Source organism: Calothrix sp. FACHB-168 (assembly GCF_963889195.1).
GTDB classification, from domain to species: domain Bacteria; phylum Cyanobacteriota; class Cyanobacteriia; order Cyanobacteriales; family Nostocaceae; genus Aulosira; species Aulosira anomala_A.
In genome coordinates this window covers 34,586-48,883 of the sequence record NZ_CAWPNJ010000040.1, presented here as the reverse complement: position 1 = coordinate 48,883, position 14,298 = coordinate 34,586, and the positions used below count along the sequence as shown (strand labels likewise).

At 42.2% G+C, this 14,298-nt stretch carries 9 protein-coding genes; 3 read left to right on the top strand and 6 right to left on the bottom strand.

What is annotated here, in order from left to right; translation table 11 throughout:
• Positions 1 to 219 precede the first annotated feature (219 nt).
• Both AACW45_RS23175 and AACW45_RS23170 read right to left on the bottom strand, forming a co-directional pair.
• Positions 220 to 1,833, bottom strand: a complete 1,614-nt coding sequence (locus AACW45_RS23175) for a bifunctional pantoate--beta-alanine ligase/(d)CMP kinase (protein ID WP_190635182.1) — start codon at positions 1,831 to 1,833, stop codon at positions 220 to 222.
• A 221-nt stretch (positions 1,834 to 2,054) separates the two neighbouring features.
• The gene (locus tag AACW45_RS23170) at positions 2,055 to 3,164 is read right to left on the bottom strand and encodes a septal ring lytic transglycosylase RlpA family protein (protein WP_190635180.1); all 1,110 of its coding nucleotides are present in this window, start codon (positions 3,162 to 3,164) and stop codon (positions 2,055 to 2,057) included.
• 816 nt (positions 3,165 to 3,980) lie between these two features.
• On the opposite strand from AACW45_RS23170, the gene glsA reads away from it, so the two are divergent.
• On the top strand, positions 3,981 to 4,946 hold the full coding sequence (glsA, locus tag AACW45_RS23165; RefSeq protein ID WP_190635177.1) for a glutaminase A: 966 nt from the start codon (positions 3,981 to 3,983) through the stop codon (positions 4,944 to 4,946).
• Between the two features lie 120 nt (positions 4,947 to 5,066).
• Here the strand turns inward: glsA and AACW45_RS23160 are convergent, their stop codons facing one another.
• Complete coding sequence (locus AACW45_RS23160; protein ID WP_190635175.1) at positions 5,067 to 7,172, bottom strand: calcium-binding protein; 2,106 nt, start codon at positions 7,170 to 7,172, stop codon at positions 5,067 to 5,069.
• 625 nt (positions 7,173 to 7,797) lie between these two features.
• On the opposite strand from AACW45_RS23160, the gene AACW45_RS23155 reads away from it, so the two are divergent.
• Together AACW45_RS23155 and AACW45_RS23150 are read left to right on the top strand one after the other, a co-directional pair.
• The gene (locus tag AACW45_RS23155; protein ID WP_190635172.1) at positions 7,798 to 9,222 is read left to right on the top strand and encodes a WGR domain-containing protein; all 1,425 of its coding nucleotides are present in this window, start codon (positions 7,798 to 7,800) and stop codon (positions 9,220 to 9,222) included.
• Between the two features lie 638 nt (positions 9,223 to 9,860).
• Positions 9,861 to 10,217: a DUF6717 family protein gene (locus tag AACW45_RS23150; RefSeq protein ID WP_339385087.1), complete on the top strand. Its 357-nt coding sequence runs from the start codon at positions 9,861 to 9,863 to the stop codon at positions 10,215 to 10,217.
• 191 nt (positions 10,218 to 10,408) lie between these two features.
• Here the strand turns inward: AACW45_RS23150 and AACW45_RS23145 are convergent, their stop codons facing one another.
• From AACW45_RS23145 to AACW45_RS23135, 3 genes are all read right to left on the bottom strand, one after another.
• Positions 10,409 to 11,773: a protein kinase domain-containing protein gene (locus tag AACW45_RS23145; protein WP_190635168.1), complete on the bottom strand. Its 1,365-nt coding sequence runs from the start codon at positions 11,771 to 11,773 to the stop codon at positions 10,409 to 10,411.
• Between the two features lie 412 nt (positions 11,774 to 12,185).
• Complete coding sequence (locus AACW45_RS23140; RefSeq protein WP_242046848.1) at positions 12,186 to 12,452, bottom strand: type II toxin-antitoxin system MqsA family antitoxin; 267 nt, start codon at positions 12,450 to 12,452, stop codon at positions 12,186 to 12,188.
• A 248-nt stretch (positions 12,453 to 12,700) separates the two neighbouring features.
• A complete protein-coding gene (locus AACW45_RS23135) occupies positions 12,701 to 14,020 on the bottom strand; it encodes a serine/threonine-protein kinase (RefSeq protein ID WP_190635164.1) in 1,320 nt (439 codons plus the stop codon).
• Positions 14,021 to 14,298 lie beyond the last annotated feature (278 nt).

Genomic DNA, 14,298 nt, shown 5'->3' with positions numbered 1-14,298 from the left:
TAATTAACAATAAGTTGTTAACTGTACCTAAATATGTTAATCAACGCAAATAGGTTGGAAACCCTTACCAATGACAAATGACAAATGACCAATGACAAATGACAACCTTTACCAGCTATCTTTAATTGCGCCGCTCTACTGAAAGCGCAAATTTTCAGAGTGGTGAGTGGGTGCTAAATCACTCACCTCTGTACATCCACCTCAGCAATTAACAGAAAATTACAGGGATGAGGTTTGAGAGAACAGTTGTTGACAGTAGCTAACGATTTTATCTGTGACTTCAGAGATGCTGAGGCCATCGGTTTGAATTTCCATCGCATCTGCGGCTTTTTGTAAGGGTGAAACTTTGCGCGTGCTATCTTTCCAGTCACGTTCAGCAATATCTCGCTCCAATTGCTCTAGACTGACTTCCGGCTGATTTTGTTTTTTAAAGTCTTGCTGTCTGCGACGGGCGCGTTCGCTGACAGAAGCGGTTAAGAAGATTTTAACTTCTGCGTCGGGGAAGACATGGGTACCAATGTCTCTACCTTCAGCGACTAAACCACCTCTTTTACCCCAGCTTTGCTGTTGTTTAACTAAGGCTTTGCGTACAGCACCTTGAGCTGCGATCGCCGAAACTTTAGATGTGACTTCAATGGTGCGAATTTCTTGGGTGACATCGCTACCGTTAATCCAAACCTGAACGGGGGATTGTAAATTTTGGCTGGGAGTTAATTTAATTTCGCAAGCACTAACTAATTCCGCGATCGCGCATTCATCGTCTAGGGGAATATCATTTTGCAGTACAAGCCATGTAACAGCACGATACATTGAGCCAGTGTCTAAATACACCAGACCTAATTTATTAGCAACTTGCCGAGCAACTGTAGATTTTCCGGCACCAGCAGGGCCATCTATGGCGATAATCGGCAGGCGATCGCACAACAAAATGTTGTCAATCAACCTTGTAGAACCCATCCGAGCTGCGATCGCGAGCATTCCTTCCTCCTGAACTTTTACTAAAGACATCAATGTAGTTGGCTCAACCAATTCAATATATTCCACTAAGACATTACTGACCATTGCTACTTCTTGCTGTACTGCGGCGATCAGCTGACTGCGATCGCGCACCCCTGACTTGAAAATAGCCTCAGCCTTTTGTAAGCCGCGATATAACACCGCAGCTTGCTGTTTTTGAGTTGCAGTCAAATATTGATTGCGAGAACTTAAGGCCAAACCAGAGGCTTCTCGCACCGTTGGACAAGCAACAATCTCTATGGGAAAATTCAGATCTGCCACTAAGCGTTTAATAATCGCTAGTTGCTGACCATCCTTTTGCCCAAAGTAGGCTCGGTCAGGCTGCACCAAGTTGAAAAGCTTGGTCACAATCGTGGCCACACCTTGGAAGTGCCCTTGCCGAAACCCACCACACAAGCCTGTTATCATAGCAGATGGAGGGATTACTTGTGTAACCTTAGCTTCTTGTATACTCTTCTGTGGAACACCCATTGCTTCCGGAGTGGGCGCAAAAATTACGTCTACCCCAGCTTGTTCGCACAGTTGCATATCTAGCTCTAAAGTCCGGGGATAGCGATTAAAATCCTCATTTGGGGAAAATTGCAGTGGATTAACGAATATGCTGACAATTACTGTAGAATTTTCTTGCCTAGCTCGTTGAATCAAGCTTAAATGACCAGTGTGTAAACCTCCCATTGTCGGTACTAAACCAACAGCAGTCCGCTCCCAACTAGTCATTTCATCTAGCACTACATCATCTAAAACCGCACAATTTTTTTCTGAGCGGCGTTGAGTTAAATAGCAGCTTAAAGCCGCAACTGTTGTCAGCAGGCGCACAAAATACCCCTAGTTTTTCTTGTCTCTCCCCCGTTAGTTTATATCTGAAATAGGGGGCAAAGATGTTTAACTAGGGGAATTTCCGTGAGATTTGATCAAAACTCGAGTGTAGGTAGTGAAAGGCGGTGAGGCAATTGGGTTGAATAATTGTGACGGGCAAGGGATGAAGTATAACGTAATTTCATACTTCACCCTTGAGTTACCACTCATGAAGCTGGTTGTTATCTTCCCAAAACCTCAATCTTCACTGGTGCAATGCCACTACCCATCATCCCTAAAACTCTCGCCGCGCCTGCGGAAACATCAATAACTCGACCCCGAATGTACGGGCCCCGGTCGGTAATAGACACCACGACAGAACGACCATTGCGGGTGTTAGTTACGCGAACTCTGGTACCAAAGGGTAGGCTACGGTGAGCAGCTGTCATTCCTTCGGGATTAAATCTCTTACCACTGGCAGTGCGGCTACCAGAACCATCATATCCATACCAGGAAGCTATGCCACGCAGGGTGATTCTTCCAACACGAATGGCGGCTTGGGCAATTTGTTGTGGCTGCTTCGCTATTGATAAGGGGGAATTGGGTAAATTGTTAATCTCGCTGATGGGGGAAGCATTACCGATGAGTCTGCGCATCCGGTTAGCTGCTTGCAATGCATCTTGAGCGAGGTTGTTTGTAGAATCGGCTAGGCGAGTATTATCATTGAGTTCCACCAATTCTTGACCATTGACATTGATGGTATAGCGATCGCCTTTTTGTTGGGTGTTAGCAGCTTTATTTTGGGGTTGATCGGCAAGTTTTGCTTCGCTGCTTCCTGTCCAACTCACGCTAATCTGGCTAGCGTCTAAGTTTTCCCGATACATCTGGTTAATTTTTGCTGCTATTACACCAGCTCGTTGTACCGGGTCATCTGATGTCGCAGTGATTTGGTTACCTACATCCGAAATATTGCCCATGCTGGCTACCTTGGTGGCGTTGCTAGCAATAGGGGCGTACATTTGCACGCCCCCAGAATTTCCCATAACGCCGACTTTACTATCAGCACTAGCTGAAGGTAACGAACTCAAAAAGGTAATAACAGGTATATTTCGGATGAAAAGGGTTGCCGCCTGGCGACCTGTAATGCTGTGAGCGTGAATTTCTGCGATCGCAGCATCAGCAGTCTGTTTCCCTGCGAGGGATTGATACTCTCCTACCTTGACAACATCACCTGCTGCCGATTGTGGGGAAGCTAGCGCATTTCCCTTGGTAGTTTGCGTGCGACCGACTGAGGGCATCCCAAAAACAGTCAGAAACAGGGCGACAATAGTCCACAAATGTCTTTGATTCATGCGTCCGATTTTTAAAGCGACTCTAGAACAGAAGTTTTACGGTTCGTCGGATTTTGCACCACTGAATGTGAGTAACCCTACAACTCGAACTCGTTCCGCTTTCACTTTTTTGTTCATAACTGCAACAGACTAACACGAACTTTTGAGCCTGGGGATCAGGGAATTAGCGTAAGTCTTGGTAACTTTAGCAAATTTTTGTGTCGTTTTCAAGGCTCAAACCTTTCTCAAGTGCGGATTTCAACTATGTAACGTTTTTTTTGATAAGTCATACTTTTTTTATGGAAAATTAACATTTTTGGCGTCTCAAATTGAATTTTTGGACTGCAAATTTTACCCAAATATTGATTCTGTATGTATTTTTCTGTGCTCCTATAATCAACTAAATAAACTTTAAAGAAAAAATAACTTTAAAGTTTACTTATTGGGAATAATTACTTAATATTAGTATTTTATTAAATCTTTACATAGCCTTTTAAGCATTCTGTAACAAGAGTTACAGCTTTTCATTCAAAAAATAGCTGTCTCTCATTAGATATTCTAATAGTTGCTTTTGTTACAAATATTCATTTAGTAGCAATATGGATATTTTTAGACATTAGTAAAATAAGCTACTTTAAGTATTTGTACTTTAAGTAATTGCAACTAAAAAAAGCTGATGTGTCATTTGCTACCAATTAAGCGGCTGTATCAACGGAAATAACACAAAACTTATTGGTCAACTGTCAACTGTCAACCGTCAACCGTCAACCGTCAACAATTTACACATAAGCCCTATAGTTGATTGAGTATGATTTTTTAGAACCAACTGTAGGTTTCATGGCAACTCAAGGAGATTTAGAAACAGTCCTGTTACCGTTATTAGAAGTTATCAAGGACTTGCATTCCCAGTACCAGTCACTCAAGGAAGGTGCAGTAGCAAACTACATTCCCGAATTAGCAAAGGTAAATCCCGACTTGTTTAGCATCTGTATTGTGACTGTAGATGGTCAGATTTACGAAATTGGCGATTTAGAACACTTATTTACAATTCAGTCGATTTCCAAAGTGTTTGCATACGGACTGGCCCTTGAGGATCATGGAAGAGATTATGTGTTGACTAGGGTTGGGGTGGAACCAACAGGAGATGCATTCAATGCCATTATCCTAGATGAACAGTCAAATCGGCCATTAAATCCAATGGTAAATGCTGGGGCGATCGCGACTACTAGTTTAATTAAAGGTGCTGGTGCCACCGAACGCCTCAACCGGATGTTAGATATGTTTAAACGCTATATCGGTCATGATGTGTTCGTAGATATTTCTGTGTTCACCTCAGAACGCAGCACCGGACATCGTAACCGCGCTATGGCTCATCTCATGCTGAATTTTGGCATGATTGACCAAAATATAGAAGAATCCTTGGATCTTTACTTCCAGCAATGTGCGGTGATGGTAAATTGTCGCGATTTAGCTGTAATGGCGGCGACTTTGGCGAATAAAGGTATTAACCCCATTACTCAGGAACAAGCAGTTAAGAAAACTTATATTAAAGATATTCTGAGTGTGATGTACACCTGCGGTATGTATAATTTTGCGGGAGAATGGGCTTATAAGGTTGGCATTCCCGCAAAAAGCGGAGTTTGCGGCGGAATTATGGCAGTTGTTCCTCAAAAAATGGGAATTGCTGTATTTTCACCCCCATTAGATAGAAGAGGTAACAGCGTCCGGGGGGTTAAGGTATGTGAAGAACTTTCCCAGAGGCTAGGGTTACATCTATTTGAGTGTTCAGGGGGTAGGGGCTAGTAGGGGATTGAGGATTGGAAGGGGACAGGGAGAGAAGTCTGAGTATGGGGAGTTTTCTTCCCCATCAATACCCAATGACAAATGACTACCCTATCCAGTATTTTCCTTGCACCCAACTACTTAAACAAACTGAATATCATTAACGCTATAGCTATTACCCACGATCGCGACTATATCAAAACCAGGGAAAATTAGAGACGAGCTGAGACTGTCTTGAGCAATATTGGTTTTGGAAGCATCGTAGACACCATTGTTTTTGACGATCTGATCTACAGTTGCTGTCACCTGAGAATCTTTAAAGTCGCTACCAATGGCTATCTCTCCAGTAGCTGAGTCGAATAGGGGACGGATAGCTATGTAGTTTCGTCCAAAGATATAGTTTTCCAGTTTTTTCAATTGGATTTTATCCTGACCAGTCTGGAAATCTTGAGCGAAGGCGAAGTCATTAAGACCAAAAAATCCGCCACCTCCTACATAGTAAGAATTTTTTGCATCGCCAATGACAAACTTATCAGCATCAGCACCGCCGGTGAGGATATCTATCTCCTTAATACCTGGGTTAACACTTCCAGGAGCAACACCGATTAAGGTATCTTGACCACCAAGACCAGAAATTGTGTCATTTCCCTTGTTACCTGTAAGCACGTTAGCTTTGCTGTTACCAACAATGGTGTCATTTTGGTTAGTACCAGTGACATTGACAAAGTTCTGTACTTGGAATTTAACTGCGCCTACTCCGGGAATTCCATTGACTACGAGACGGTTGGCTGACAAATTAACATCTAATGATGTGGTTGTACTCGTACCAGTAGAACCATCAATAGCATTAGCTTGATTTGTCGTCCCAATGATTGATTCTATGTTCCGGATCTGATCGATACCAGCTCCGTTTTTATTCACAACACCTACAGCTTCTAGGGTGATAGCATTACGCGAATTACTGTAGTCAGCGATATCGAAATCAGTACCCCCATCTAAGATGTCATTGCCAGTGTCACCAATTAAGGTATCATTGCCAGTGCCACCGTTTAGGCTATCGTTCCCGTCACTGCGAGCAAATAAGTTGATACCACTTTTGCTACCGCCAGCAATTACATCATTACCACCGTCGCCGTTGATGGTATCATCACCATTTAGTCCAAAGATTTGGTCGTTGCCATCTTTGCCGATGAGTAAGTTACTGCCACCATCGCCGAGAATCTGGTCAGCTTGTGAAGTCCCAGTGACATTGACAAAGTTTTGAACTTGGAATTTGACTGCACCTAGTCCGGGAATTCCATTGACTACTAGACTGTTGGCTGACAAATTAACATCTAATGATGTGGTTGTACTCGTACCAGTAGAACCATCAATAGTATTGGCTTTTCCTGTCGCCCCAATGATTGATTCTATGTTCAGGATCTGATCGATACCAGATGCGCCTTTATTGACAACACCGACAGCTTGTAAGGCGATCGCATTACCCAAATTACTATAGTCAGCGGTATCGAAATCAGTACTTCCATCTAGGATGTCATTGCCAGTGCCACCAATTAAGGTATCATTGCCACTCCCACCGTTTAAGCTATCGTTCCCGTCACTAGCAGAACCAACGATGGTACTTTTGCTACCGCCACCAATCACATCATTACCACCATCGCCGTTGATGGTATCATTGCCGTTAAGTCCAAAGATTTGGTCGTTGCCCTCTTTTCCAGTCAGCAAGTTATTGCCTTGACTACCGATAATTTGGTCGGCTTGTGAAGTACCAGTGACATTAGCAAAATTCTGAACTTTAAACTTCAAAGTCCCAATCCCCGGAACTCCGTTCACAACCAGACTGTTAGTTGACAAATTGACATCTAATGATGTGGTTGTGCTGGTACTGGTGGAACCATCAATAATATTGGCTTTTCCTTTCGCCCCAATAATAGTTTCTATTCCAAAAAGTCTATCTGTCCCAGCTTTGCCTTTTTTGACAAAACCAGCAGCTTCTAAGGTTACGACTTGACCCAACTGACTATAGTCAACTGTATCCGTGCCAGTATCTCCCAAAAGGATATCATTGCCGGTGCTACCAATAATGCGATCGTTTCCGGCTAGGGCAATTACAAGATCGTTTAAAGCAGTGGTAGAGAGGATGTCATCTACGGGAGTTCCGACAATTAAATTATCAATCAGTGATAACTCTTGTGCAGATACAGCAGCCGGAATATTGGCTTGATATTGGTCAAGTTTTTCTACCATTTTCTATTACCCATTATTGGATTTAGTGGGTATTATACTTATCTGTTTAGCAAAGAAATTAATAAGAGCTTAAAAAGACTTTAAATGTATTTATAAAGATATTATAAAGACGTATTTATTTGATGAATAAATGGTATGAAATTTAATTTATTTCTATTCAAATTAAGTAAATTAGTCTCCTCATAAATCTCTTGTTTTCTAAACATAAATATGCAATGGCTTCCTGGATGACTGGCTTGGTTCCCATCTGAAGCTATGCGATCGCCCCGTGGTCGATTACTAACCAGCCGTTATACTTTGCAAAAACTACTCGACACATTGTCCTGGTAATAGTTAGAACTAACTAAGGATCATCAAGATATACACCTATAGCAATCCTATTTGATATCCAAACAAAAGGGGCAAGGGTGACAAGGAGAGAAGTTGCGTGCGGGGGTTCCCCCCGTTGAGCAAACTTCGGGGGGACAAAGAGGACAAGGAGGAGAAATGTTTGTAACTCATTTAGGACTGCTATATTAAATATTCTTCAGAAGAATAGGATACAAATCTCTGTTATAATTTTGTATTTTTAAATCAAAATATCTTGATAGTCTGAATATTTAAATTCGTTTTGAAGAGAAAAATAATGACTGAAGAAAAGACTTATCTAGAGCTTTCTGAGGCTGATGGCGGCGCTCACAAATTTTATGAAGTGATAGTTAAAGATACGCAAGTTAGCATTCGCTATGGTCGTATAGGCGACAAAGGACAAACGCAAACGAAAACTTATCCTACCCCAGATAAAGCAAAAGCTGACGCGAACAAGAAAATCAAAGAGAAATTAGCTAAGGGTTACGAACATGCTGTGATGGGTGTACGCCAAAAGCGTTCCGTTACCCGTCGCGCTGTTACTAGTACCGCGTCTACAGCCAAACAAGCACCAATTCTTTGGAAATTTAACTCCAATTCCGCAGCTTTTGGTATTTTTATAGATAGCGATCGCTGTTGGTTAGGTAATCAAGCAGGTCAAGTCTTTGCACTCAATCACCAAGGTAAAGTAATCAATCAGTTCAAGCTACCCGATGGTGTAAAGTGTTTAGTCGCTGATGATATCTGGATTTACGCTGGCTGCGATAACGGCAATGTTTACGACCTTACAGGTAAATTACCGCGAGTCGCCTACGAAATTGACGAAAATGTCGATATTTTCTGGCTAGATATCAAAAACGGCTTGTTAGGCGTTTCCGATGCTAACGGTGGTGTCACCATTATCGATCATGATGATGAGTCACAATGGACTCGTTTAAGTCAAGGCCAATCTGGTTGGATGGTACGCTGTGACGAAGTTGGTGTTTATCACGGTCATAGTCAAGGCGTGACTATGTATGATACTCAAGAAGGGCGAATGCTTTGGCAGCAAAAAACCGGCGGTAGCATATTATTTGGTTGGCAAGAAGTATCAACCGTTTATGCAGGTGCAAGCGACCAGAAAATTTACAGCTTTAGTAAAAAAGGTGAAGCTGGCGCAGTTTATAAATGCGATGCGTCTGTTTACTCTTGTGCTACCGCGCAGGATGGGAAGTATGTATTCGCGGGTGATAGCAGTTCTTCGATTTACTGCTTTAACCAATCAGGGGAACGTTTGTGGAAACTAGCGACTGATTGCGGTTCTGCTTTATCGATGCAGTTTTTTGATAATCGTATATATATAGTGACTACCGATGGTGCTTTAGCTTGTATCGATACGAGTCAAGCAGCGATTCAAGCCGCACAAGGAGGGACAATTCCCCAAGCTGCGATTATTAAAGCACCAACTACAGAAGGTGCAGCACCGTCATCTGTGGTGGAAACCACAACAGATACAAGCCAAGGTGTAATTGTGGAATGTTATCGGGAGGGAAGTAAACTGCGGGTGCGGGTTGTTTCCCCAGGATATAACCCCAATTGGAAAGTACAGTTTCCTAAAGATATTCGTCAAGAAGGACAGCGTTATCTCGTGCAAGAAATTCGCGAGTCAGCTAGCGGTGGATTTTATCGTGCTTACGGTGATATTAAAAAAATAAGTTTGTAGTGAGGGCTGAAGTCCTGAGGACGAAATTAATGCCCATAATTTAAATATTGTTGGCGGCATATCAATATATTCTACAGGGCATGGCATTGCCCATTGGTGTCAACTTAACGTGAAACCCGCTTGATGAAAAGGTTATGCCCTCACCCCCAGCCCCTCTCCCTCTGGGAGAGGGGAGCCTTTTATTAAATTCCCCTTCTCCCTTGGGAGAAGGGGTTAGGGGATGAGGGCGAGTTGGTTTTGCACAACGCCTGCCCTATATAGCTTTTAGCTTAAGTTGACACGTATGGGCATTGCTATGCCCCTACAATTTTCAAATTGGTATGAGATGATTAGGGACATCCAATTTTTTAAATACCCAATAAATTTGTAGTGCGAGCGTCTCGCTCGCTGATGTTTAAAAGCGAGCAAGATGCTCGCACTAGGGAATATGGGTAATTTATTTTTTGTAAGTCCCTTACAAAGATACTTCTAAAAACCACTCATCTTTGTTCCTACTTCTAAGCCAAAATATTTTAAGGGTTGTTCCGCTACCCATAAATCAGTAGCAATTCTTTAGGCACAAACAATAGCGATCGCTCTCTTGAAAATTTTCGCTATAGTCTAATTTTAGGGTTACAAGTAGCGATATGAACTCAATTATGGTTATCCGCCCCTACAAATATGATGATACTTGGGTATTCGATGACGATCAAGTTGGTTTAGTACGCGAACCTTTTGTAGCAGGTGCAGATAAAATTATCGATCGCTTAGTAGCTCATATCCCTAATGCAGAAGCTGGGTTTAGTTTACTGTTTTCTGCTCGCCCATTTCCCGGTTACCAAGTGAAATTTGATTGGCGACGGGAGGAATATGGCGGTAACTGGTACTATAGTGCAACTTTGGACATGGAAGGATGGTTGTGTCCAGCTTTATTAAAATATTTTCCAGAAGCACCACAAGAATTTTACGCTCAATGTAAAGCGATCGCTTTTGCGCAAGGCAGCATCAGCTATTAACGGTGCTGTACCCTCAGCAATAACACACCCTAAATTTTATGCTACTGCGATCGCAAATTCAATCAGCGCACAAAATAGACAAGGGAGACAAGGGAGATATGCATTTGTGAATCATTTAGGATTGCTTCAACCCCTGATTCTCTCTGCGCCTCTGCGTGAGATAAATCATCCCCCATTGATGCAATGCCAAATCAATAAGCAGCTAATAACGCCTGTTGCAAATCTGCTGCACTTTTAAAATAAATCTCCGGCTTCTCTACCAACCCCAAATCAATCACCTCCGCTAACTGAGGCGGAATACTTGCGTCACGTTGACGAATGGGTACAGGATCATTTTGCAACACAGCTAAAAACGGATCGTTACCTGTAAAATTACGCGGATAATCCCCCGTCAGCATATTATAAAGACAAGCCGCAGTTGCCCAAATATCCACATCTGGTTGCGCATATTTAAAATTTAGCAATTGCTGTCTCGGCATAAATACAGGAGTTCCGGCTTTAGTTCCTGACATAGTTTGCCCGCTCAAACCTGCTAAATCAAAGGCTTTCGCTAAACCGTAATCACCGATTTTTGCTGTCACTTTCCCCTCATTGTAGGTGAGAAAGATATTACCCGGTTTCAAATCGCGGTGAACTAAACCCCTACCCTTACCAAAGCCACCATCGCTTAATTTTACATAGGGAATCTCTGCATTGTGGCTATATTCCAACCCCTTGAGAACTTGTAGAATAATTGGGATAGCAACATCAACAGCTAATTTTCCACCTTGTTGCTGCATTAAATCCCATACAGTACCGCCTGCGCAATATTCCATTGTAAAAAAGAATATACCTTCAAAAAAGCCATAATCGATGACTTGCACCACATTGGGATGCTGTAAGGCTTTTGTATTCTCGGTTTCGCGCAAAAATCTTTGGACAGCATTTTCATCAGCTGCGATCGCAGGTAACATGACTTTTAAAGCGATAAATTTACCTGAAGCCTGATGCTGTGCTAAATAAACCTCACCAAAACCACCCCTTCCTAATATTTTGATGAGATTATAACCGCGAATCATTTGCAAATTACTATTACCATTCGCCGCCAAACCTAGCCAGCGTTTAATGATTTCTAAAAAATTTGGTGGTTGGGTTAAATCTTGATTCGCGTTAACTGTTTGCGGAATAAAGTTAGGAATAATAATTTCTTCAGGATTATCAATCTTAAGTGTAAAAATAGTATTACCAAGTTTAATATCATCGCCTGAGCGTAAATCATATTCGGGAAACTTTAATTTTGCCGCTTCTTCTGGCGTTTGATTGGGTTGACGCTGACCGATTTTTTCACTGTTAACGTAAGTACCGTTTTTACTGCCGAAATCTCTAATTCTAATGGCTGGCGGGTTAATATCTAACAGACAATGAAAGCGGGAGATTGTCCGATGTTCTGCATCATCTGGTAATTTAATATTACATTCATCGCTTCTACCGATAATACAAATAGTGCGGGAATCAAAAGTATATTGTCTACCGGGAAGTTTGCCTTTAGTAATGGTCAGGGTAACTTTAGCAGGCATTTACATTATATTGTTGAATATTTATACAAGTATATTGTAGGTTGGTTTGAGCAACGAAACCCAACACAAAATTCTAAATATCTATTGATGTAGGGTGTGTTGTCGCGCAGCGCAACGCACCTTGAATTTTTAATTTCTTCAACATCGTTTTGATCGGCGTCAAAGTCGTTTTGATCGGCGTCAATACCGTATTTGGGACATCCAATTTTTTAAATACCCAATAAATTTGTAGTGCGTTCGCGTAGCGTGTCCGAAGGACAAACGTCTCGCTCGCTGGTGTTAAAAAGCGAGCAAGACTTCGGCGTGAGCGCTCAGTCGAACGCTGCTCGCACTACGGAATATGGGTAATTTATTTTTTGTAAGTGCGATCGCTTTTGAGTCAGACACAATCACCAAAAACACAGTATAAATTTTACACAGCTAAAGGTGGATTGTCTTCACCAAAATTAGCCACTTCTACAAAACGTGCAACCGCCAAACTTTTTCTATCATTTTTAATCCTTTCAATTTCATGCAAGGTTGCTGCTGTGAGGTAACTCTCGCCACATTCAGGACAACTGATAACAGGAATATTTTCAATTACTAGTAAATCTTTACCTTTGCCATAAGTCCTGGATACTTTACGAATATTTACTCCTTCGTTGCCACAAAAGTCACATTTCATATAATAAATTCTCATCGTTAATTTCTTCCTCTGCGTGGAGAAATATGTCGTAGGGGCACGGCACCAGTAGATTATTGTATATACCAGAAGATTGTGGATGCCGTGCCCCTACTGCCCCTATAGCGTGGCGTACTACAAAATTCTAGCAACCATAGGGAGGATACCCAGTGCCAGGTATGGTCAAGCTACAACCCGCAATGCTTCGTGGAAAATGATGGGTTTATAAATCTTTAAAATTCTCTGTAAGCTTTATATGTTAAAATTTACAAGTCTCGACGCGAGAGAAGAGACCCACACACCACCAAAACCAACCCCCCACCCCTCACAACCCCTCCCACCACCCCCAAAAAACCATCAAACATCCCACCAGGGAGGTGGGCTACTGGTGCTGTGAGGTCAAAAGTCAGGTCTTTGTAGTACATCCATTCTCCGTCTTTTCTCCAGCCTACTGCGTCGCAAAAGGCATACCAAATTTTATCGTTATATTCTCTGGTTCCACCCAGACTTTGATAAATGCGCTTTTGCACAGAAAAGCCAAAGCGCCCGTTGCTGTATTTTACCCATAACTGGTCTATCGTTCGCAGGTCTTCGCAGGGAAAGTTATCAATGTCTTCAACTCCAAGCCAGCCTTGCTTTTTTTTCCCCGCTACAGCTAGCATAACTCGCGCTGTTTCATTATCCGCTTTACGCAATTCACCTGCTGCGAGTAAGTCACGCAGTCTTGTATAGTCCATCCTTACAGCAGACTTGAGGCTGTCAACTTCCAATTTGGGATTGACTAATTCTAACCATTCCCCCACAGTCTGAGGACGTTCTTCCACTAACAACCCCATCCCCTTGAGAATCGCTTCATTAACTCTATCGCTAATCCCCGAATTAAATTGCTGTGGCGGGTGCAAAGGTATACCAGTTTTGCGAAAATTAGCTGGTAAAGGAACTTCCGCAGTGAGCAAACTATACAAAGTTCCTGCTAAAGCATAAACATCTGTGTAAGCACCAAAAGTTCCCCGTCTTTCATACTGTTCAATGGGTGCATAACCTTCAGTTCTGGCATTAGTCATGCTACCAGTTTTCCCGCCTTGAAACTCACGGGTTAGTCCAAAGTCAATTAATACGGCTTCTTGTGTATCGCGTCGCAATAAAATATTATTGGGCTTGATATCTCGATGTAAAAATCCTTTGGCGTGGACATATTCTAAAGCTTTTCCAATTTGGTTAATATACTGTAGCGCTTCTGATTCTGATAATTGTCCGCGTTCATCTATATATTTAGCTAAATCTTGCCCATCAATATATTCCATTACCATTCCCCAAAGTTCACCTTCTTTGATGACTTCGTTGACTTTCACAATATGGGGATGACTACACTGGGCTAAACGTAGAGCTTCGTTGACAAATTTTACCTGTTGTGAGTCAAAGTCTGCTTTTGATTGTTGGATGTGATTCAGGGTTTTAATGACAAATAATTTACCTGTGGGTTGTTCAATGGCGCTGTAGGTAATACCGTAACCACCGCCACCAAGGACTTTTTGCACAATAAAGCGTCCGTTTTGCAGTGATTGATTGGGTGTCCAAATTTGCATAGGTGGATTTGGTACGGTTTAGGGGTGTTTTTTGCATGGTATCGTGGCGTTATTTTATTATGCGTGGAATTTCTGTTTTTGGGTAGATCGATATACTACTGATAGTTTTGAGAGATATTTTTAGCTTTGCAGATATAAATAATGATTTGTCTCATGCAGAGACGCACCAGATGCAGAGATGTAGAGATGGGGAAAAGCTTATTTTTTGCTAGCTGTTCTCTGGCTTACCCAACAGACCGCCCACAGGCTGTAAGCCTGGGGCTAACGCTACAAAGCCC

Excerpts from the sequence above, each read along its gene's own strand:
- AACW45_RS23140 (WP_242046848.1), bottom strand. The coding sequence starts at position 12,452 with ATGAGAATTTATTATATGAAATGTGACTTTTGTGGCAACGAAGGAGTA.
- AACW45_RS23145 (WP_190635168.1), bottom strand. The coding sequence starts at position 11,773 with ATGCCTGCTAAAGTTACCCTGACCATTACTAAAGGCAAACTTCCCGGT.
- AACW45_RS23135 (WP_190635164.1), bottom strand. The coding sequence starts at position 14,020 with ATGCAAATTTGGACACCCAATCAATCACTGCAAAACGGACGCTTTATT.
- AACW45_RS23150 (WP_339385087.1), top strand. The coding sequence starts at position 9,861 with ATGGTTATCCGCCCCTACAAATATGATGATACTTGGGTATTCGATGAC.
- glsA (WP_190635177.1), top strand. The coding sequence starts at position 3,981 with ATGGCAACTCAAGGAGATTTAGAAACAGTCCTGTTACCGTTATTAGAA.
- AACW45_RS23170 (WP_190635180.1), bottom strand. The coding sequence starts at position 3,164 with ATGAATCAAAGACATTTGTGGACTATTGTCGCCCTGTTTCTGACTGTT.
- AACW45_RS23155 (WP_190635172.1), top strand. The coding sequence starts at position 7,798 with ATGACTGAAGAAAAGACTTATCTAGAGCTTTCTGAGGCTGATGGCGGC.
- AACW45_RS23160 (WP_190635175.1), bottom strand. The coding sequence starts at position 7,172 with ATGGTAGAAAAACTTGACCAATATCAAGCCAATATTCCGGCTGCTGTA.